This window comes from Nitratireductor sp. B36 (assembly GCF_020833685.1).
GTDB lineage: Bacteria > Pseudomonadota > Alphaproteobacteria > Rhizobiales > Rhizobiaceae > Nitratireductor.
Genome location: NZ_JACKZY010000002.1, coordinates 491319 through 507759, shown reverse-complemented (window position 1 = coordinate 507759; position 16441 = coordinate 491319). Strand labels below are relative to the sequence as shown.

Here is a 16441-nt window from a genome sequence, read left to right as displayed (position 1 = left end):
CATAGGATCCATGCCGTTGCGGTGGTGACGGGGTAGGAGTGAGAAAAATTGCGTTTCGCCTTGAAGGGCTGCGGTTTATCCCCGGCGTTTTGGCATGGGTCCTCGGATCAGGTCCGATGATGACGAAGCTGTAGGGACTGACGGCCTCCTTCTCCCCGTTCGCGAGGAGAAGGCGACACGGATGCTGTCGGGACTCTTCAAGCCGCCTCACTCCCTCTGCGCCTGTGTTCCTTGCCGTCGCACCTTTCAGGCGGCAGAGTGCACCCGACCAAAAGCAGAAAAGGAAGCAGGGAATGAAGCGGTTGAGCGGCGGATGCCTGTGCGGCGCGGTGCGGATCGAGGTTTCGAGAGAGCCCGACCGCGTGGGCATCTGTCATTGCCTCGACTGCCGCAAGCACCATGGCGCGCTGTTTTATGCGGCAGCCGTCTTTGCGGCGGAGGCGGTGCGTATCACCGGCGAGACGAGCGCCTTTGAGGGCCGCCACTTCTGCCCGCGCTGCGGCTCTTCGGTCTTTGCCCGCACCGGCGACGAGATAGAAGTGCATCTCGGCACGCTGGACGCGCCGGACCAGCTTGTGCCGGATTATGAGCTGTGGGCTTCACGCCGCGAGAAATGGCTGCCAGAATTTCCGGTGAAAGCGCGGTTTGAGCGGGATCGGGAGTGAGGGAAATCCGCCTCAACGGCGAGGAAGCTTAAGGGCGTTCCTACGAAAACCGGGCCGTGCCCCACGGCGTTCTGCCAATGGGTCCCGGATAGCCTCGCGGCTTCCGGGATGACGTATTTACGGAAGCCAGCGCTCATCCGTCATCCCGGCCGAGCGAAGCGAGAGCCGGGACCCATTGGGCCAGCACGGCCGGTATCCGCAGAAAGAACTCCGTATTGAAAAGCGCGCCCCCAGGACCGAACAGTGCTCGCTTCCGGGATGACGGAGGTTAATGGTTCAGAGCGCTGGAGAGATCGTCCCAGTCGGGATTGATTCTTTCGATCAGTTCCAGCTTCCATTTTCGGCGCCAACGCTTGATGCGTTTCTCTTCTTCTATGGCATCGCGGATATCGGGATAGTCACGATACCAGACGAGCATATGAACCCCGTATTTCTTGGTGAAGCCGCCGGTAATGCCTTCCCTGTGCTCCCAAATACGCTGCTCAAGATCGCTAGTGACGCCGGTGTAAAGCGTCCCGTTCTTTCGCGATGCGAGAATGTAGACATAACCACCCATGCAACGAATATGCACGTATTGGTTGTGGCTCACAACGAGAATCCACACCCGTCATCCCGGCCGAGCGGAGCGAGAGCCGGGACCTATTGGGTAAGCGCGGCCCAGTTCCACAGAAGAAGATGACAGTACTGAGAAGTGCATCGGCGAAAACCCGACCGCGCTCTACGGCATTCTGCCAATAGGTCCCGGATAGCCTTACGGCTTCCGGGATGACGGAGTTTATCTACCGCCCCGGCCGCCCGGTCTTTCCGGGCCGGCGCTTCGCGCGCCGCTCGTCCGCCGGATCTTCGTAGGAGCCGATGCCGGGCCGGTGGCGTTTCACCAGTTTGGGGTCGTCTTCCGGCTTCTGCGGAAGCGGCTTGCGCACCGGCTTTTCGGTGCGGCCGACCGTCATTTCGTCCAGATCGTTCTTGCGGAAAAGGCTCTTGCCGGCAGGCACGGCATGCGCGCCGGAGGTGCCCATTTCGTCGAGATCGGGCTTGTGGAAGAGCGATGAGGCCAGAGCTTTGCTGCCCGCCTCTCGTGGCTCGACAGGCTCACCATGAGGGGCTTTGTGTCCACCAGCCCCCTCATCCTGAGCCTGTCGAAGGGGCCCCTTGCGGCCGCGCGCCTTGTCGCGGCGGGATTTTTGCGTGTTTTCCACGCCGGCGTCGCGGGCGAGCGGGTCGTCGAGAATGGCAAGCTCGGTTTCCTTCAGACGCTTGATCTCGTCGCGCAGGCGCGCGGCTTCCTCGAAATCGAGATCGGCGGCAGCGTCGCGCATCGCCTTTTCGAGATGTTCGAGATGGGCGGCGAGGTTGTTGCCGACGAGATTGTTGAGGTCGTCGCCCCTGCCCGCCGCACCGCCAATGTCGGCGCGGACATGGTCGCGCTCATAAACGGAATCGAGAATATCGGCGATGTTCTTCTTGATGGAAGCCGGCGTGATGCCGTGTTCCTCATTGTAGGCAAGCTGCTTCTCGCGGCGGCGGTTGGTCTCTTCCATGGCGCGCTCCATGGAGCCGGTGATGCGGTCGGCATAGAGCATGACGCGGCCATCGACATTGCGCGCGGCGCGACCGATGGTCTGGATGAGCGAGGTTTCAGAGCGCAGAAAGCCTTCCTTGTCGGCATCGAGAATGGCCACAAGGCCGCATTCGGGAATGTCGAGCCCTTCGCGCAGAAGGTTGATGCCGACCAGCACGTCAAAGGCGCCAAGGCGCAGGTCGCGGATGATCTCGATGCGCTCCAGCGTGTCGATGTCGGAGTGCATGTAGCGCACGCGCACGCCCTGCTCATGCAGGTACTCGGTGAGGTCCTCCGCCATGCGCTTGGTGAGCACGGTGACGAGCGTGCGATAGCCCTTGGCGGCGGTTTCGCGGATTTCGCCCAGCACATCGTCGACCTGGGTCTTGGCCGGGCGCACCTCGACAGGCGGGTCGATGAGGCCGGTGGGGCGAATGACCTGCTCGGCGAAAACGCCGCCGGCAGCCTCCATCTCCCAATTGCCGGGCGTGGCGGAGACGGCGATCGTGGCCGGGCGCATGGCGTCCCACTCCTCAAAGCGGAGCGGCCGGTTGTCCATGCAGGACGGGAGGCGGAAACCGTATTCAGCGAGTGTGGCCTTGCGGCGGAAGTCGCCGCGATACATGCCGCCGATCTGCGGGATGGTGACATGGCTCTCATCGACAAAGACGAGCGCATTGTCGGGGATGTACTCGAACAGGGTGGGCGGCGGCTCGCCCGGCGCGCGGCCGGTCAAATAGCGCGAATAGTTCTCGATGCCAGCGCAGGAGCCGGTGGCTTCCAGCATTTCGAGATCGAAGCGGGTGCGCTGTTCGAGACGCTGTGCTTCCAGCAGACGACCGGCGCGCTCCAGCTCGGCAAGGCGCTGCTTCAATTCGGCAGTGATGCCCTTGATGGCCTGGTTGAGCGTGGGGCGCGGGGTGACATAGTGCGAATTGGCGTAGATCTTGACCGATTGCAGATCGCCCGTCTTCTTGCCGGTGAGCGGGTCGAACTCGGTGATGGTCTCGATCTCGTCGCCGAAGAGCGAGATGCGCCAGGCGCGGTCTTCCAGGTGAGCAGGGAAGATTTCGATCGTGTCGCCGCGCACGCGGAAGGAGCCACGGACGAAATTGATGTCCTGGCGCTTGTATTGTTGAGCCACGAGATCGGCGAGCAACTGGCGCTGGTCGAGCCGGTCGCCAATCTGCATCTGGAAGGTCATGGCCGTGTAGGTCTCGACCGAACCGATACCGTAGATGCAGGAGACCGACGCAACGATGATCACGTCATCGCGCTCAAGCAGGGCGCGCGTGGCCGAATGGCGCATGCGGTCGATCTGCTCGTTGATGGAGGACTCCTTCTCGATATAGGTGTCGGAGCGCGGGACGTAGGCCTCCGGCTGGTAGTAGTCGTAATAGGAAACGAAATACTCGACCGCATTGTCCGGGAAGAAGGATTTGAACTCGCCATAGAGCTGGGCGGCCAGCGTCTTGTTGGGCGCGAGGATGATGGCCGGGCGCTGCGTTTCCTCGATCACCTTGGCCATGGTGAAGGTCTTGCCGGAGCCGGTGACGCCCAAAAGGACCTGGGTGCGCTCGTTTTCGTGGGCGCCCGCGACAAGATCGGCAATGGCCGTGGGCTGATCGCCGGAGGGTTTGAACTCCGTCGACATTCTGAGCGGAATGCCGCCCTCGGATTTTTCCGGCCGCGCGGGGCGGTGCGGTGTCCATGTGGATTGAAGGTTCGGATCGCCGCCTTCGATCAGCTTCGAAAGCGCGGCAACCGTGGCCGTGACGCCGGAGGAAGACAGCCCTTCGGCCTCTTCCAGCGTGACATCGAGCCCGGCAACCGGCATGAGGCCGGCAGCAGCGCGCTCCTTGGCCGAGGCCGCGCCGCCCATGGAGGTGCCGCGCGAAGTCTTGGTGGCGGCGGAAGAGCGTCCGGCGGGTGCCTTCGGCTTTTTCGATTTTGCGGGCTTCTCGGCTTCCTGCGCGATTTCATCCGCCCAGTCCGCGATAGAACCGGAGGGGGAACCGGAAAGCGGCGTGCCCGAAAGCGCGGGCTGGGGGGCTTCGGCGAAGCCGCCATTCTTCTTGTCGGGTGATCTGGCCATGGGGCTGAATATGGAACCGCGAACCCGAAATGGAAAGGGGTGACGCACAGGGAATGCGTCACCCCTCACAGATCCTGACAGAAGGGTGTCAGGATTCATCATCCGCCATCATGTCAGGCAGGATAGCGAAGATGCAGCACCGGCTCACCCGTGGGGTCGTCGATACGCTCCTCGATCGCAACGAAGCCATAGCGCGCATAAAAGCGTCGGCCGAGATCGTTCTTCACGAACACGTCGAGTTCGAGCGTACCCATGCGGGCAACGGCATCATCCATCAGCGCTCGTCCGAGACCGCGGCCATGAAACGCCGGATCGAGGAAAAGACCGCCCACCTGGTGGCCGAGCAGCGAGATGAAGCCGACGAGCCGGTTATCCACCCAGATGGTGCATGTCTCGGCCATAGGCAGGTAGACATTGCGGATATTGTCAGCTTCCCCGGCGATGAAATCTTCGCCAAGGAAGGCGTGCGCGAGCCGGCTGGCGCGAAGCCAGATATCGACGATGGCGTCGTCATCGACGCCGGGCTGATAGGTCTTGATCATTTTCGGTCATGTCCGGTTGTGCAGCATTGAACGCGCCTGCCAGAGGCACGCTGACTGCAGGAAAACTGCATTGAAGAAAGCGAAACGGATGCGCGAGCCGCTTATAAACCGGCAATTATCCAATTCCGGCATCCATTTCCGGGGCGCAAACCGCCCCCCTTCACCGGGACATAAAACCTCCAGACGTTTGAGAATGTGCTAGCGCGGATGCGCCGCTGTCGCAAGCTCGGCCCGCAAACCTATTTTGGGGAAAAATCCTTCGGCTTGATAAAATCAAGCAGCCGTGCACCGCCAAGCGCAAGCACCGCCCACTCTTCCTCAAAGCCAAAGCGGGCGATGGCGGCGGTGGGGAATTTCTGCCGCATGCGTTCAAGCGCATCCACTTCGGACCCCGGGCCGGCAAGACGAACAGCAAAATCCTGCATGCCCGGATTGTGACCGACAAGGAGAACGCGCCGGGCTTGCTCCGGCACCTCTTGCAGCACGGTAAGCAAGTGTTCGGGAGCGGCCATATAGAGCCCCTCCCCGCTGCCAAGTTCCGGTTCGGCACCCCCAAGCTCTGCGGCAACCAGGCGCCATGTCTGCTGCGCACGACGGGCCGGAGACACCAGAACCCGGTCAGGCAGCCAGCCCCGCCTCACAAGCTCCCGCCCCATGAGCGGAGCAGCACGACGCCCCCGCGACGCCAGCGGGCGTGCAATGTCGCTCAGCCCCGGATCCTCCCAGCTCGACTTCGCATGGCGCAACAGCAGAAGTTCTTTCATACGCACTCCCGTCTCGATCAGGAATTTACCCGGGTATATTGACAGATTTATTATACCCGGGTAAAAACACCCAACTCAAAGGAATAACCCCAATGTCCAGTTTCACCGCCTTTCATAGCAAGAAGCTTCTCGCCAGAGGCAGCGCCGTCGAGGTTGCGCTGGCGGCCAAGCATTTGCTCGATGAGCATTCCGGTGCCGATGTGCTGATCTTCGATGACCTGTCGGGCAGACAGATCGACTTCAACCTTGCAGGAAGCTGCGAGGATGTGGCGGCAAGGCTGGCTCCGAAGGAACAGGAGACGCACCCGAAGCGCGCCCCCGGTCGACCCAGGCTGGGCGTGGTGGCGCGCGAGGTGACCCTGCTGCCGCGCCAATGGGACTGGCTGAACGGGCAGCCCGGCGGTGCTTCGGCAACACTGCGAAAGCTGGTCGATGCCGCCCGCACCGCGGATGCGCCCCATGAAAAAGTCCGCAGAGCCAAATCGGCGGCCGATGCATTCATGATGGCGATGCTGGGCGACCAACCCGGATATGAAGACGCGGCACGCGCCCTTTATGCCGGTGATGCAGAGAGCTTCCGACGGAGAACAGGCAAATGGCCGGCCGACCTGCGGGCCCACGCGGAACGTCTTGCGGCTCCGGCCTTCGAAAGTCGAGCGGGGTCATAAAGCCCGCACGGCATCGATCCGCTTGTACATGATCGTCGTGGCGTCGAGACGATCGAGAAACGGATCACGGCAATAATCCGGGATGACGCCCGCAACGGAAAAGCCCAGTGCAGCGTAAAGCGGCTCGGCCTTGTCGCCCGTCCTGGTGTCCAGCGTGATAAGGCTGCGTCCAAGCTCTCCCGCCTCAGCTTCCAGTGCTCTCATAAGCGCCCGCCCAATGCCCTGCCGGCGACAGGCGGGATCAACGAGCAGCTTGGAAGCTTCGGCGCGATGTGGCTGATTGGGCGGGGTATCGACGACAAGTTGAACGGCCCCCGCAAGCCTGCCGCCCTGCCGGGCGACGAACAGTATGCGCCCGCCTGATCCAAGCGCTGGAAGAATTTTCTCGCGCCAGAAATGCGCAGAGTCCTCCAAACCGAACGGCAAGATGAAACCGATGCTCGCCCCGTCATGGACACAAGCGTGAAGCAAAGCAGCCAATTCAGGCAGGAGGCTTTGCGCTTTGATAGCATCAACACGTTCTATGAAAAATGTGGCAGTGCTCGGCATGGTCAGACCGTGAAAAGGAGATAGCGCGCACCCGCGGTCACATCGGCCTCAAACCGACTTGGGCCGCGAAGCTGATAGCGAAGACAGTCGCCGGGATGCAGTGTGTGAGACGCCCCGTCGACCATGATATGCAAGGCACCCTCCAGCAAAACGAGGTGGTGTTCCAACCCCGCCCGCGGTGGCCCTTCATAGGTGATCTGCGCTCCGGGGCGTAGCAGGCCCTCCATAGCCTCCCCGGCAAGCGCACGGGCCGGAGGTGAAATGATCCGGCGCTTAAATCCAGACTTCGCATCCTCCCACACCGTCTGAGCAGACCGCCGCACAAGTGGAGGAAAATCATCTTCCACAAGGTGTATGAGACGCGAAAGCGTGATGCCATAGGCCTGGCAGAGACGGCCCAGCACATTGGCAGTGGCGCTGACCTCGGCGTTTTCAAGTCGCGAAAGGGTCGCCCTGCTCACACCGCTCCGACTGGCAAGATCTTCCAGAGACCAACCGCGCTCCTGACGAAGTGTGCGGAGGCGCTCGGCTATACGTCGGTCAACGCTTGAGGGTCCATGCGATCCAGAATCCATATTTGAGAAAATATCCCATATATGAAAATCGTCAAGCACCACAGTTCCACACGCCCCTCAAAAGAAGGGCCGGCCGGCACTCGACAAAAGAGCACGAACCAAATTATCTATAATTATGACCGCACGCAAAGAGACCAAAGCCACTCAGATTGCCCGCACGCTGGCCGAGCGCATCGTTTCAGGCAAACTGGAACCGGGCGCGCGGTTGCGGCAGGATCATATCGCCGAGGAATTCGCTACGAGCCATGTGCCGGTGCGTGAGGCATTCCGGCTGCTGGAAGCTCAGGGCCTGGCAAAGAACGAGCCGCGCCGCGGCGTCCGGGTGGCGGCCTTCGATCTCAATCAGGTGCGCGAAGTGGCAGAGATGCGCGCGGCACTGGAAGTGCTGGCGTTGCGCAACGCTGCGCAGCACCTGACCCCGGCTATCCTCAACGCAGCTGAGGAGGCGACACTCGAAGGCGATCAGGCTGAGGACGTGGTTGCTTGGGAAGCAGCAAACCGGCGTTTTCACCGACTTCTCGTAACCCCATGCGGCATGCCTCGCCTGCTTGCCGCCATAGACGATCTCCATGCGGCCAGCGCCCGGTTCCTGTTCTCCGCATGGCGCTCCAACTGGGAAACACGTACGGACCGCGATCATCGTGCGATCCTCGAACACCTGCGGCGTGGAGAAACGGACGCGGCATGCGCGGTCCTCTCCCGGCATGTGCAATGGGTCGGACACAAGCCAGTCGAGACGGCATCCGGCAAACAGCGCAAGGCATTTGTGATCGAGGGCTGACCAGCCTCGGAAGCTTCATTTTCAGATGGGGCGGATATGGCTCCATGTCTTTCGCGCATCTTCGTTGCGCATCCCCGTTCACATGCGCTGAAACCGATGCACAGGCAGGGATTATTCACACCCTCTTGCCAAAGCCGCTCGAATATGGACTCAATAATAGATCAATATTAAAAATTATCTATAATTTGAAAGGTGCGAAATGTCACAGAGTACCGTCCCCCTGAACACCCCTGGTCTGATCGGCAGTGCGGGCGTCTTGCAGCTTGACCAGAAGTCGCTTGCTTACAAGGTCAGCGCCGTTGTGCTTGGAACCCTCGCTCTCGCGCTCGCCTCGCGCATCGAGGTGCCCATGGTGCCCGTCCCGGTGACCATGCAGACCTTCGCGATCGCGATGATTGGTGCACTCTACGGCGCACGCCTGGGCACGCTGACTGTTCTTGCCTGGCTCGGCGAGGCGATGATCGGTCTGCCTGTTTTGGCCGGAGGTGCTGGCGGCCTTGCTCACTTCGCAGGACCGACTAGCGGTTATCTTGCCTCATTCCCGGTCATGGCCTACCTCGTCGGCCTTCTGGCTGAGCGCGGATGGAACGCCCAGCGCCCGCTTCTTGCCTTCAGCTCGATGCTCGCAGCGAACGGACTCTGTCTTGCTATGGGCTGCATCTGGCTTGCCGGCATGATCGGGATGGAAAAGGCGTTCCTGCTCGGCGTTGCCCCCTTTGTTGTCGGCGGCATTCTGAAGTCCGCATTGGGAGCAGCATCCCTTGTCGCGCTCGCGCGGTTTGCAAAGCGCGGCGAGACAAAATGACAGTTCGGCTGCGTGCGCATCATCTTTTGTGCATGCTCACTTATGTCGGGCGGGGCTACAGCCCCGCCTTCACCGCCAATTACGACAAAATCATTTCGCGTCTCAATGCAGGTGAAGATCTGCTTCTCGTCGAAGGTCCTGATGACATTTGCCGTCCGCTCCTTCACGAAAGCTCGCACCCACATTGCCTCAACCCGCGCGTGAACCAACGCGATGCCCGTGCGGCACATGCACTCTCACACTGGCTCGGCCAAGCGACAGAGACAGGCCGCTTGCTTCGCCCCGACAAAAGACTGATCGAGCGGATGCGCACCGCCTTTGCCCGTGGCAAGACCCGGAAGGCGTGTGTTGGCTGTGAATGGCTTACTTTGTGCTCGACCGTTGCCCGACAGGACTTTGAGGGCGCACTTCTGGCGCCAGATAAGCACAGATGACGTTTCAAACCGCAGGATGGACGCCGGACACGCCCCGTGTCAGAACCTGCACCAATGGCAAAACTTCTCTTCATCACGCACCCCGAGGTCATCATTGACCCCTCGATCGCTGTGGAAGACTGGGGGCTAAGCACCACCGGACGCGAACGTATGAAGCATTTTGCCGAAAGCGACGCAGCGCAAAACATTGGCACAATCTGGTCCAGCACGGAAAAGAAAGCCCTTGAAGCGGCTGCCATTCTTGGTGCCCGGCACCACCTCGACGTCAAAACGGACCCCATGCTTGGAGAAAATGACCGCTCAGCGACCGGTTTTCTTCCACCCGAGGAATTTGAACGCACGGCCGATGCGTTCTTCGCCCAGCCGACCATAAGCGTGAGAGGATGGGAGCGCGCCATCGATGCGCAGCACCGGATTCTTGCAGCCGTGGAAAGGATCAGGATGGAAGAGGGAACCGGAGACATCGCTGTCATCGCCCATGGTGCTGTTGGCACGCTGCTCCTGTGCAGCCTGCGCGGTGTGCCGATCGCCCGCGTCCATGACCAGCCCTTTCAGGGGCATTTCTGGTGCGCGACACTGCCGGACATGCGGATCCTGCACGGCTGGAGGCCGATTGCCGAAAAAACCTAACCGGCGTGTCGGAATTCAACACCGGCCCTCGTCCTGCGTGGAGAAATTCAGCCAGACGAAAGGGCACGACCATGAAAGTCATACCGCATTTGTGGTTCGAAAAAGACATGGAAAGCGCACTCCGACTCTACACGTCACTGATCCCGGGATCGAAGATCGAAAGCCTCAGCACCCTACCCGCTGAAACCCCGAGCGGGCCGCCGGGAAGCGTAAAGATCGCCAGCTTCATGCTCGGTGATCAACACTACCGAGGCCTCGAAGCCGGGCCGCTCGATGCTTTCAACCACAGCTTCTCGATCATCGTCGAATGCGACAGTCAGAGCGAGATCGATAAGCTATGGGCCGCACTCGGAGAAGATGGAACGATCGAGCAATGCGGATGGCTGAAGGATCGATGGGGGCTGAGCTGGCAGATTTTGCCAAGACAGCTCGGCGAACTGATAAATGATCGAGACCCCGCCAAGGCACAACGTGTGACCCAGGCCATGCTCAAAATGGTAAAGCTCGATATTGCTGCACTGGAAGCGGCTGCGAGAGGATGAGGATATTATACCTTAGTCGAAGATTGATCGGAAAACGCGCTGAAAAGTGGCTGAAACTGGTGTTTGTGCGGTTCAAAGAAAAAAGGGGCGATTGCGAGAAACCGCGCTGCGGCACGCCTCAGATGGGACGCAACAGGGCGTTTCGGACAGTCTTGTAGCTGTTTCCCTTTCGTGTCATAGATTCATCCGCGCTCGGGTGATTGCAGACCCGGAGACTGGAAGCTTTATGATTTGGACGGCCCCTTTCCCCGATTTTCTTCAAACTCTCGAACCACCGCTAACCTGTGCACGTTGCGCAGACGCGACTTCTCAAAGGGAAAAGGAGTTTCCCAATGGCCCAGACAGGCACCGTTAAATTCTTCAATGCGAGCAAAGGCTTCGGCTTCATCACCCCCGATGATGGCGCGAAAGACGTGTTCGTTCACATCTCGGCTGTTGAGCGTTCCGGCATGACCACGCTCAGCGATGGTCAGAAGGTTTCCTTCGAGGTCGAGCCCGACCGCATGGGTAAGGGGCCGAAGGCAGTCAATCTGTCCGCAGCCTGATTTCGAGACATTCTCGGATGCACATTTCAAGCGCGGCGAGCACTCGCCGCGCTTTTTGTTTGCCCGTACAGATTGCAGAAGCATGGCTCTTCGCAATTCGTATTATTCATAAAACTTTCGCTTGCCCCCTTAAAAAAAATCGAACAAGCTCCCTGCCATTCGGGCATTTGCCGGCCCGGAGACTGGAATGGCATGCCCTGGCGGGGGCTCAAATCCCCCTTCCGGGAAGTCGCGTCGAAGCAATGAGGACAAAAGATTTGTCCGGGCGAGAAGCCCGCAACATTGGTCCCGATGAGAGGCGCGAAGCTGACTGTTTCTTCTCCCCCAGTAAACGACCGATGACGCCATGGGCCAAAACCCGCCAAGAGGTTGGCCCGCCGAAACCAGCATAAAGGGAGAAAGGACTCCTTCCTATGTCGCAGAGTGGTACCGTCAAGTTCTTCAACCAGGCCAAGGGATACGGGTTCATTACCCCGGACAATGGCGAGAAGGACGTGTTTGTTCATATTTCAGCTGTCCAGGCATCTGGCCTGCAGGGCCTCGAGGACGGACAGAAGGTTACATTCGAGACCGAGCCGGACAAGCGCGGCAAAGGCCCGAAAGCCGTCAACCTGGAGGTTGCGCCCTGAGGGGGGCGCAGCATTCCTGCAGAACAGCTTTGCCGGTGTCGCGCAACAACGATTGAGGCAAAGCCCCTGTTTTTGAGCAGTTCCGGGCAATGAGCCGTTATGGCGGTTCCGGAATTGCCCTGAAACGTCCAGCGATCGCTGGACGTACTCTAAGTTTGCGCCAGCTTGTATGGGAGGCAAAGGTGCTGAAAAGGCGTGGGCCCGGAGACGAAGCCCTGCCCGCCGGTGTCTGCCTTTAACCTGCGCCCCGGCGATCCGATATGGCGGGATCCAATGCCTCAATCGTCAGTGCCGGACATTCTCCAGCCTGATCCGCGCATCCTCACCCACAGAGAGACCGGCGAAAGGCGCAAGCCCGGCTGGAATCCATTGTAGGAAGCTCTGGCAATTACGCTTGCAGGCAAGACGCGGCAGAGCGTTTGAGCGGCATGTCCGCAACGCGGTCCACGCTTCTGGAATGTTTCATAACGGTTGAACCCAGGCTGCCTGCCTCATTCAGGTGCCATTCAGGTGCGAAGGGGTAAATCCTTGGCGAAAGCTGCGGATCCCCCTGAAAAAACCGTAGCTCGTGTTTGAAGAGGTAAAGTCATGAAACGCTTCCTGAAGACGGGAATTCTCTCCCTTGCCGTCGCAGCCACAACGCTCGGAGCGATCTCCACCGCCGATGCCGGCCATCGCCATCGGCACAAAAACAATGATGCGATCGCCGCCGGAGTGATCGGTCTGGCCGCAGGCGCCATTGTCGGTGGGCTTCTCTCGGAGTCGCGCCGCGACAATGATCGTGTCTACATCGACCCGCCCTATCGTCCCGATTACCAGCCTGTCTATCAATACCGAGAGCGCCCAGCATACCGCTACCGGGAACGCCCGGTATATCGCGAACACCCGGTTCGCTATCGCCCCGCGATGGAGCCATGGTCGCGCGAATGGTTCCGCTATTGCTCCAACCGCTATCGCAGCTTCGACGGGCGTACCGGCACGTTCATGGGCTATGACGGTCAGCGCCATTTCTGCCAGCCGCGCTAACCTCAGGGTTCCCTGCCCCGAGTTGAAATAAGGCCGGGCTCAGCCCGGCCTTTCTTCATGAAAAGCTGGATGTGGGGATAAAGAACGCCTCCAAGGGACACTCTGGAAAATGAAGAACCGGTCCTCGGACACAAGCAACGAACGCCAGACCTGGATCGCAGCCACCCGCTGAGCCTACGATCGCCTCACGCGAAATTCAATCTGTAGTTGATTCATCGCCGTGATGTCAATCAGAGCAGGAGCGAACGCAAAGGGTTTTGAAAGCCATCATGGCATTGGACACCCGTTCTACAACGAAGTCAGGTTGCGGCTCCGGCAATACACCGATCACGCGCCTGATCTGAAGATCGCCAATCAGAAGACTGAAAAACTGTTCCGCAGCGGCCGACGGCGACAGCACATCAAGACTGCCATCCTCACAGGCCTGGCGAAGCAACTGTTCAACAAGTGGCGCCACGGCGCTGCGTCCGCCAGCGGCGATGGCGCGGCCCAATTCTCCACTCTCATCGGCAGCGGCAGCACGGTTGAGAAGGACCGCCTTCTCGCCAAGAAGCATCGACAGGAGAACCGGGGCAACGTTCTCCAGACATTGCAGCGGATCTTCCCCTGTCTCAATCGCTCGCTGCAGAGCCTCGCGCGTTTCCTGCGCATTCGCCTCGACCATCGTTTTGAAGAGACCATTCTTGTCGCCATACCAGCGATAGAGCGTTTCGTTTGACGCCCTCGCCTCCCTGGCAATGGCCAGCATCGACGTTCCGCCATAGCCCCTTTCGTGCAAAAGCCGATAGGCGGCACGCTCAATCTGCGCCTGGCGTTCAACCCTCGTTTCCTCACGCATGCACATCTCCGACTGCCTTGACACGCACCGTACACAAATGTACGAAAATATAAAGCGTACAGATATGTACGATTTTGGAGACAAGGCGATGCGCAGCGTGACAACCGGCCTCTCGGTCGTGGCTATTCTTTTCTCCGGGGCGATCTTCGGGTTCTTCTATGCGTGGGTTTGCTCAACCATGTGGGGCCTCGACCAGACAGACCCTCGTGTGGCGATCGCGGCCATGCAGGCGATGAACGCCTCGGTGCGCAATGCGGTGTTCTTTCCTGCATTCTTTCTGACACCTGTGGTCCTTGCGTTGACAGCGTTCATGATCCGGGTCCAGGGGCAGAAGGCTCCAGCCTTCTGGATCGCTGCAGGGGCCGCGACCTACCTGGTGTTCGGCCTCATTCTTACGATGGCAGTCAACGTGCCGATGAACGAGGCGCTGGCGCTGGTTTCGGTACCGGAAGAAATCGAAGCGGCGGAAGCAATCTGGTCCGAATACTCTTCAAGATGGCAGTTCTGGAACCAGGCGCGGACGGCCGCATCCGCCGTGGCACTGGCGCTTGCCGGCTATGGAATTGCCCGGCTGCGCACAGACTGAACGCGCAACTATACGAGAAATGGGTTGGAGCGCCGCTCGTCGCCAAAACGCCCACCGGGGCCATGACCGCACAGGAAGCCGATATCGTCACCGAGCGGCAGCAGCTTCTCCCTGATCGAGCAGATCAACGCATCATGGTCGCCGCCTGGCAGGTCGGTGCGGCCGACCGAACCGTTGAAGAGCACATCGCCCACATGAGCGAACCGGGCCTTGCGATTGAAAAACACGACATGCCCCGGCGCATGGCCCGGGCAATGAAGAACCTCGAACTCGTGCTCACCGAAGGAGACCGTTTCACCCTCGCTCAGATAGCGGTCGGGGATAACGTTGCGCACGGATTGATCGAGGCCGAACATGCGCGCCTGGTTTTCAAGATTGGCCAGAAGCTCCCGGTCGTCCTCATGCGGCCCTATAAGGGGGACACCAAGTGCCTCCTTGAGATCCATCGCGCCACCAGCATGGTCGATATGACCATGGGTCAGCCAGATCGCCTCAACAGAGATATCATTGTCGTCAATAGCCCCGCGAATACGGTCCACCTCACCGCCTGGATCCACCACCACCCCATTCTTGGTCTCTTCATCGAAAAGAATGGTGCAGTTCTGCTGAAATGGCGTCACGGGGATGATGCCGGCCCGGAGATTGCCCATAAAGACCTCGTGGTCATGACCTGAAAACGCGGTACAGAAACGGGAAACGGGCAACCACCCCCGGCTGCCCGCTTCATGAAATTGATGAAGATCAGCTCTTGTTCATGGCGCCCATGACAGCACCGACAATGCCGGTGAGCACGCCGCCACCGACAGCGCCGCCAACAGCATCACCAAGCAGACCGCCCAACGCACCGGCATCGCCGCCCATGCTTGACAGCAGAGCGCCGCCACCGACGCCGCCGATGATACCGCTCAGTATCTTGGCGCCGTGACCCATTGCCGCCTTCTTCACGACAGCGCCGATCGCCTCGCCGCCAAGAACACCAGTCACAGCCTGCACAATAATAGGAAGTAGAGCTTCCATATCCGGTCCCTCTCAAAACACCGACCTCCCAGGGCCGGCGCGCACATGAAAGCGCGTTTCCGGCCCTTGTCAAACAGGAGGCTGTGAATATTTCAGGAAGTAACCTGCGGTTGCGGCTACTTATTGCGCTGCCACGCGCAACTCCGGACGCACTTCGTTGGCATAGTCATTCATCAGCAAACGCGTGATTTCACCGACTTCGAAGCGGTAAGGGCCTATCTCGGAGACAGGTGTGACCTCCGCAGCGGTACCGCAAAGGAAACACTGTTCAAAACCTTCCAGCTCTTCCGGCATAATTGCACGCTCAACCACTTCCAGGCCGCGACGGCGGGCAAGATCGATCACCGTGCGACGGGTGATTCCATCAAGAAAGCAGTCAGGCGTCGGCGTATGCAGGACGCCATCCTTGACGAAGAAGATGTTTGCTCCGGTCGCTTCAGCGACCTGGCCGCGCCAATCCAGCATCATTGCATCAGCATACCCTTTGGCCTCCGCCGCGTGCTTGGAAAGCGTGCAGATCATGTAGAGGCCGGCGGCCTTGGATTTGGAGGGGGCCGTACGAGGATCCGGCCGACGATACTCGGCCATGTCAAGACGGATGCCCTTGAGGCGCTGCTCGGGATCGAAATAGCTCGGCCACTGCCAGATCGCGATGGCGAGGTTGATGCGGTTGTTCTGCGCCGACACGCCCATCATTTCGCTTCCGCGCCAGGCAATCGGCCGAACATAGGCGTCGGCGAAGCCCTGTCGCGCCAGAAGCTCTCGACAGGCATCATCGATTTCCTGCACCGACCAGGGAATGGTAAAACCAAGAATACGTGCGGATTCATGAAGGCGCTCGGTGTGCTCGGTGAGCTTGAAGATCTCGCCACCATAAGCGCGCTCGCCCTCGAACACGGCACTGGCGTAGTGCAGACCATGAGACAATACGTGAATCTTCGCGTCCGCCCATTTGACGAATTCACCATTGAGCCAGATAAAGCCCTCGAGCTGATCAAAAGGAACCGCTGCCATGTAACCTCTCCCGCCGGTTCGTTTCCGTGGAACCGGGCAAATCGAAAATACCGCCCTGAGGACGACGCTTTCATCCATCTCAGCCTAAGCGTTACCAAAAGGAATTTGAAGGATGTTCCGAAAAATGACCTTCAGGATACCTTTTTGTTCGCGTCAGGACGAAAACATTGTCAAA

21 protein-coding genes are annotated in these 16441 nt (G+C 59.8%); 11 read left to right on the top strand and 10 right to left on the bottom strand.

The genetic code is table 11. From position 1 onward, the window contains the following. The first annotated feature begins 293 nt into the window (after positions 1 to 293). Complete coding sequence (locus H7H48_RS09090; protein WP_229448729.1) at positions 294 to 665, top strand: GFA family protein; 372 nt, start codon at positions 294 to 296, stop codon at positions 663 to 665. Between the two features lie 268 nt (positions 666 to 933). On the opposite strand, the gene H7H48_RS09085 is transcribed toward H7H48_RS09090, so the two are convergent. The 4 genes from H7H48_RS09085 to H7H48_RS09070 form a co-directional block, all read right to left on the bottom strand. Then, entirely contained in the window at positions 934 to 1221 is a 288-nt protein-coding gene (locus tag H7H48_RS09085; protein ID WP_229449221.1) for a GIY-YIG nuclease family protein, read from the bottom strand. 223 nt (positions 1222 to 1444) lie between these two features. After that, positions 1445 to 4321 carry an excinuclease ABC subunit UvrB gene (gene uvrB / locus H7H48_RS09080; protein WP_229448728.1) on the bottom strand — a complete coding sequence of 959 codons (2877 nt, stop codon included), beginning with the start codon at positions 4319 to 4321 and terminating at the stop codon, positions 1445 to 1447. A 113-nt stretch (positions 4322 to 4434) separates the two neighbouring features. Then, entirely contained in the window at positions 4435 to 4863 is a 429-nt protein-coding gene (locus H7H48_RS09075) for a GNAT family N-acetyltransferase (RefSeq protein ID WP_229448727.1), read from the bottom strand. Between the two features lie 239 nt (positions 4864 to 5102). Then, on the bottom strand, positions 5103 to 5627 hold the full coding sequence (locus tag H7H48_RS09070; protein WP_229448726.1) for a histidine phosphatase family protein: 525 nt from the start codon (positions 5625 to 5627) through the stop codon (positions 5103 to 5105). Positions 5628 to 5719: 92 nt separating this feature from the next. Here H7H48_RS09070 and H7H48_RS09065 point away from each other — a divergent pair, with 92 nt between their 5' ends. Beyond that, positions 5720 to 6295 (top strand): DUF2239 family protein, encoded by a 576-nt coding sequence (locus tag H7H48_RS09065; protein ID WP_229448725.1) that lies wholly within the window; start codon positions 5720 to 5722, stop codon positions 6293 to 6295. On the opposite strand, the gene H7H48_RS09060 is transcribed toward H7H48_RS09065, so the two are convergent. Both H7H48_RS09060 and H7H48_RS09055 read right to left on the bottom strand, forming a co-directional pair. Further along, positions 6290 to 6721 (bottom strand): GNAT family N-acetyltransferase, encoded by a 432-nt coding sequence (locus tag H7H48_RS09060; protein WP_370633338.1) that lies wholly within the window; start codon positions 6719 to 6721, stop codon positions 6290 to 6292. The genes H7H48_RS09065 and H7H48_RS09060 overlap by 6 nt on opposite strands. 125 nt (positions 6722 to 6846) lie before the next feature. Next, positions 6847 to 7419 carry a helix-turn-helix domain-containing protein gene (locus H7H48_RS09055; RefSeq protein WP_229448722.1) on the bottom strand — a complete coding sequence of 191 codons (573 nt, stop codon included), beginning with the start codon at positions 7417 to 7419 and terminating at the stop codon, positions 6847 to 6849. A gap of 115 nt (positions 7420 to 7534) precedes the next feature. Between H7H48_RS09055 and H7H48_RS09050 the strand changes: the two genes are divergently transcribed. The 8 genes from H7H48_RS09050 (at position 7535) to H7H48_RS09015 (ending at position 12811) form a co-directional block, all read left to right on the top strand. After that, entirely contained in the window at positions 7535 to 8200 is a 666-nt protein-coding gene (locus H7H48_RS09050; RefSeq protein ID WP_229448721.1) for a GntR family transcriptional regulator, read from the top strand. A gap of 199 nt (positions 8201 to 8399) precedes the next feature. Then, a complete protein-coding gene (locus tag H7H48_RS09045) occupies positions 8400 to 9005 on the top strand; it encodes a biotin transporter BioY (RefSeq protein ID WP_229448719.1) in 606 nt (201 codons plus the stop codon). Then, complete coding sequence (locus tag H7H48_RS09040) at positions 9002 to 9439, top strand: DUF1284 domain-containing protein (RefSeq protein ID WP_229448717.1); 438 nt, start codon at positions 9002 to 9004, stop codon at positions 9437 to 9439. Before H7H48_RS09045 ends, H7H48_RS09040 begins: the two co-directional genes overlap by 4 nt. A 54-nt stretch (positions 9440 to 9493) precedes the next feature. Further along, on the top strand, positions 9494 to 10069 hold the full coding sequence (locus H7H48_RS09035; protein ID WP_229448715.1) for a histidine phosphatase family protein: 576 nt from the start codon (positions 9494 to 9496) through the stop codon (positions 10067 to 10069). A gap of 71 nt (positions 10070 to 10140) precedes the next feature. Continuing rightward, positions 10141 to 10611 carry a VOC family protein gene (locus H7H48_RS09030; protein WP_229448714.1) on the top strand — a complete coding sequence of 157 codons (471 nt, stop codon included), beginning with the start codon at positions 10141 to 10143 and terminating at the stop codon, positions 10609 to 10611. A 332-nt stretch (positions 10612 to 10943) separates the two neighbouring features. Beyond that, positions 10944 to 11156, top strand: coding sequence for a cold-shock protein (locus tag H7H48_RS09025; protein ID WP_223021220.1), 213 nt, complete (start codon positions 10944 to 10946; stop codon positions 11154 to 11156). 413 nt (positions 11157 to 11569) lie between these two features. After that, positions 11570 to 11785, top strand: a complete 216-nt coding sequence (locus tag H7H48_RS09020; protein WP_223005964.1) for a cold-shock protein — start codon at positions 11570 to 11572, stop codon at positions 11783 to 11785. Between the two features lie 588 nt (positions 11786 to 12373). Beyond that, positions 12374 to 12811: a BA14K family protein gene (locus H7H48_RS09015; RefSeq protein WP_229448713.1), complete on the top strand. Its 438-nt coding sequence runs from the start codon at positions 12374 to 12376 to the stop codon at positions 12809 to 12811. Between the two features lie 226 nt (positions 12812 to 13037). On the opposite strand, the gene H7H48_RS09010 is transcribed toward H7H48_RS09015, so the two are convergent. After that, the gene (locus tag H7H48_RS09010) at positions 13038 to 13649 is read right to left on the bottom strand and encodes a TetR/AcrR family transcriptional regulator (RefSeq protein ID WP_229448712.1); all 612 of its coding nucleotides are present in this window, start codon (positions 13647 to 13649) and stop codon (positions 13038 to 13040) included. An 88-nt stretch (positions 13650 to 13737) separates the two neighbouring features. Here H7H48_RS09010 and H7H48_RS09005 point away from each other — a divergent pair, with 88 nt between their 5' ends. After that, positions 13738 to 14235, top strand: coding sequence for a DUF1772 domain-containing protein (locus H7H48_RS09005; RefSeq protein WP_229448711.1), 498 nt, complete (start codon positions 13738 to 13740; stop codon positions 14233 to 14235). Positions 14236 to 14243: 8 nt separating this feature from the next. Here the strand turns inward: H7H48_RS09005 and H7H48_RS09000 are convergent, their stop codons facing one another. The 3 genes from H7H48_RS09000 to H7H48_RS08990 form a co-directional block, all read right to left on the bottom strand. Continuing rightward, complete coding sequence (locus H7H48_RS09000) at positions 14244 to 14885, bottom strand: MBL fold metallo-hydrolase (protein ID WP_229448710.1); 642 nt, start codon at positions 14883 to 14885, stop codon at positions 14244 to 14246. A gap of 91 nt (positions 14886 to 14976) precedes the next feature. Beyond that, the gene (locus tag H7H48_RS08995; RefSeq protein WP_229448709.1) at positions 14977 to 15252 is read right to left on the bottom strand and encodes a hypothetical protein; all 276 of its coding nucleotides are present in this window, start codon (positions 15250 to 15252) and stop codon (positions 14977 to 14979) included. 120 nt (positions 15253 to 15372) lie between these two features. Then, the gene (locus H7H48_RS08990) at positions 15373 to 16266 is read right to left on the bottom strand and encodes a branched-chain amino acid aminotransferase (protein ID WP_229448708.1); all 894 of its coding nucleotides are present in this window, start codon (positions 16264 to 16266) and stop codon (positions 15373 to 15375) included. Between the last annotated feature and the right edge of the window lie 175 nt (positions 16267 to 16441).

What these genes read in the sequence shown, in the direction of transcription:
- H7H48_RS09075 (WP_229448727.1), bottom strand. Translation starts at nt 4,863, where the DNA reads ATGATCAAGACCTATCAGCCCGGCGTCGATGACGACGCCATCGTCGAT.
- uvrB (WP_229448728.1), bottom strand. Translation starts at nt 4,321, where the DNA reads ATGGCCAGATCACCCGACAAGAAGAATGGCGGCTTCGCCGAAGCCCCC.
- H7H48_RS09025 (WP_223021220.1), top strand. Translation starts at nt 10,944, where the DNA reads ATGGCCCAGACAGGCACCGTTAAATTCTTCAATGCGAGCAAAGGCTTC.
- H7H48_RS09090 (WP_229448729.1), top strand. Translation starts at nt 294, where the DNA reads ATGAAGCGGTTGAGCGGCGGATGCCTGTGCGGCGCGGTGCGGATCGAG.
- H7H48_RS09045 (WP_229448719.1), top strand. Translation starts at nt 8,400, where the DNA reads ATGTCACAGAGTACCGTCCCCCTGAACACCCCTGGTCTGATCGGCAGT.
- H7H48_RS09065 (WP_229448725.1), top strand. Translation starts at nt 5,720, where the DNA reads ATGTCCAGTTTCACCGCCTTTCATAGCAAGAAGCTTCTCGCCAGAGGC.
- H7H48_RS09000 (WP_229448710.1), bottom strand. Translation starts at nt 14,885, where the DNA reads ATGGGCAATCTCCGGGCCGGCATCATCCCCGTGACGCCATTTCAGCAG.
- H7H48_RS09005 (WP_229448711.1), top strand. Translation starts at nt 13,738, where the DNA reads ATGCGCAGCGTGACAACCGGCCTCTCGGTCGTGGCTATTCTTTTCTCC.
- H7H48_RS09050 (WP_229448721.1), top strand. Translation starts at nt 7,535, where the DNA reads ATGACCGCACGCAAAGAGACCAAAGCCACTCAGATTGCCCGCACGCTG.
- H7H48_RS09035 (WP_229448715.1), top strand. Translation starts at nt 9,494, where the DNA reads ATGGCAAAACTTCTCTTCATCACGCACCCCGAGGTCATCATTGACCCC.
- H7H48_RS08995 (WP_229448709.1), bottom strand. Translation starts at nt 15,252, where the DNA reads ATGGAAGCTCTACTTCCTATTATTGTGCAGGCTGTGACTGGTGTTCTT.
- H7H48_RS09015 (WP_229448713.1), top strand. Translation starts at nt 12,374, where the DNA reads ATGAAACGCTTCCTGAAGACGGGAATTCTCTCCCTTGCCGTCGCAGCC.
- H7H48_RS09030 (WP_229448714.1), top strand. Translation starts at nt 10,141, where the DNA reads ATGAAAGTCATACCGCATTTGTGGTTCGAAAAAGACATGGAAAGCGCA.
- H7H48_RS09040 (WP_229448717.1), top strand. Translation starts at nt 9,002, where the DNA reads ATGACAGTTCGGCTGCGTGCGCATCATCTTTTGTGCATGCTCACTTAT.
- H7H48_RS09020 (WP_223005964.1), top strand. Translation starts at nt 11,570, where the DNA reads ATGTCGCAGAGTGGTACCGTCAAGTTCTTCAACCAGGCCAAGGGATAC.
- H7H48_RS08990 (WP_229448708.1), bottom strand. Translation starts at nt 16,266, where the DNA reads ATGGCAGCGGTTCCTTTTGATCAGCTCGAGGGCTTTATCTGGCTCAAT.
- H7H48_RS09055 (WP_229448722.1), bottom strand. Translation starts at nt 7,419, where the DNA reads ATGGATTCTGGATCGCATGGACCCTCAAGCGTTGACCGACGTATAGCC.
- H7H48_RS09085 (WP_229449221.1), bottom strand. Translation starts at nt 1,221, where the DNA reads ATGGGTGGTTATGTCTACATTCTCGCATCGCGAAAGAACGGGACGCTT.
- H7H48_RS09010 (WP_229448712.1), bottom strand. Translation starts at nt 13,649, where the DNA reads ATGCGTGAGGAAACGAGGGTTGAACGCCAGGCGCAGATTGAGCGTGCC.
- H7H48_RS09070 (WP_229448726.1), bottom strand. Translation starts at nt 5,627, where the DNA reads ATGAAAGAACTTCTGCTGTTGCGCCATGCGAAGTCGAGCTGGGAGGAT.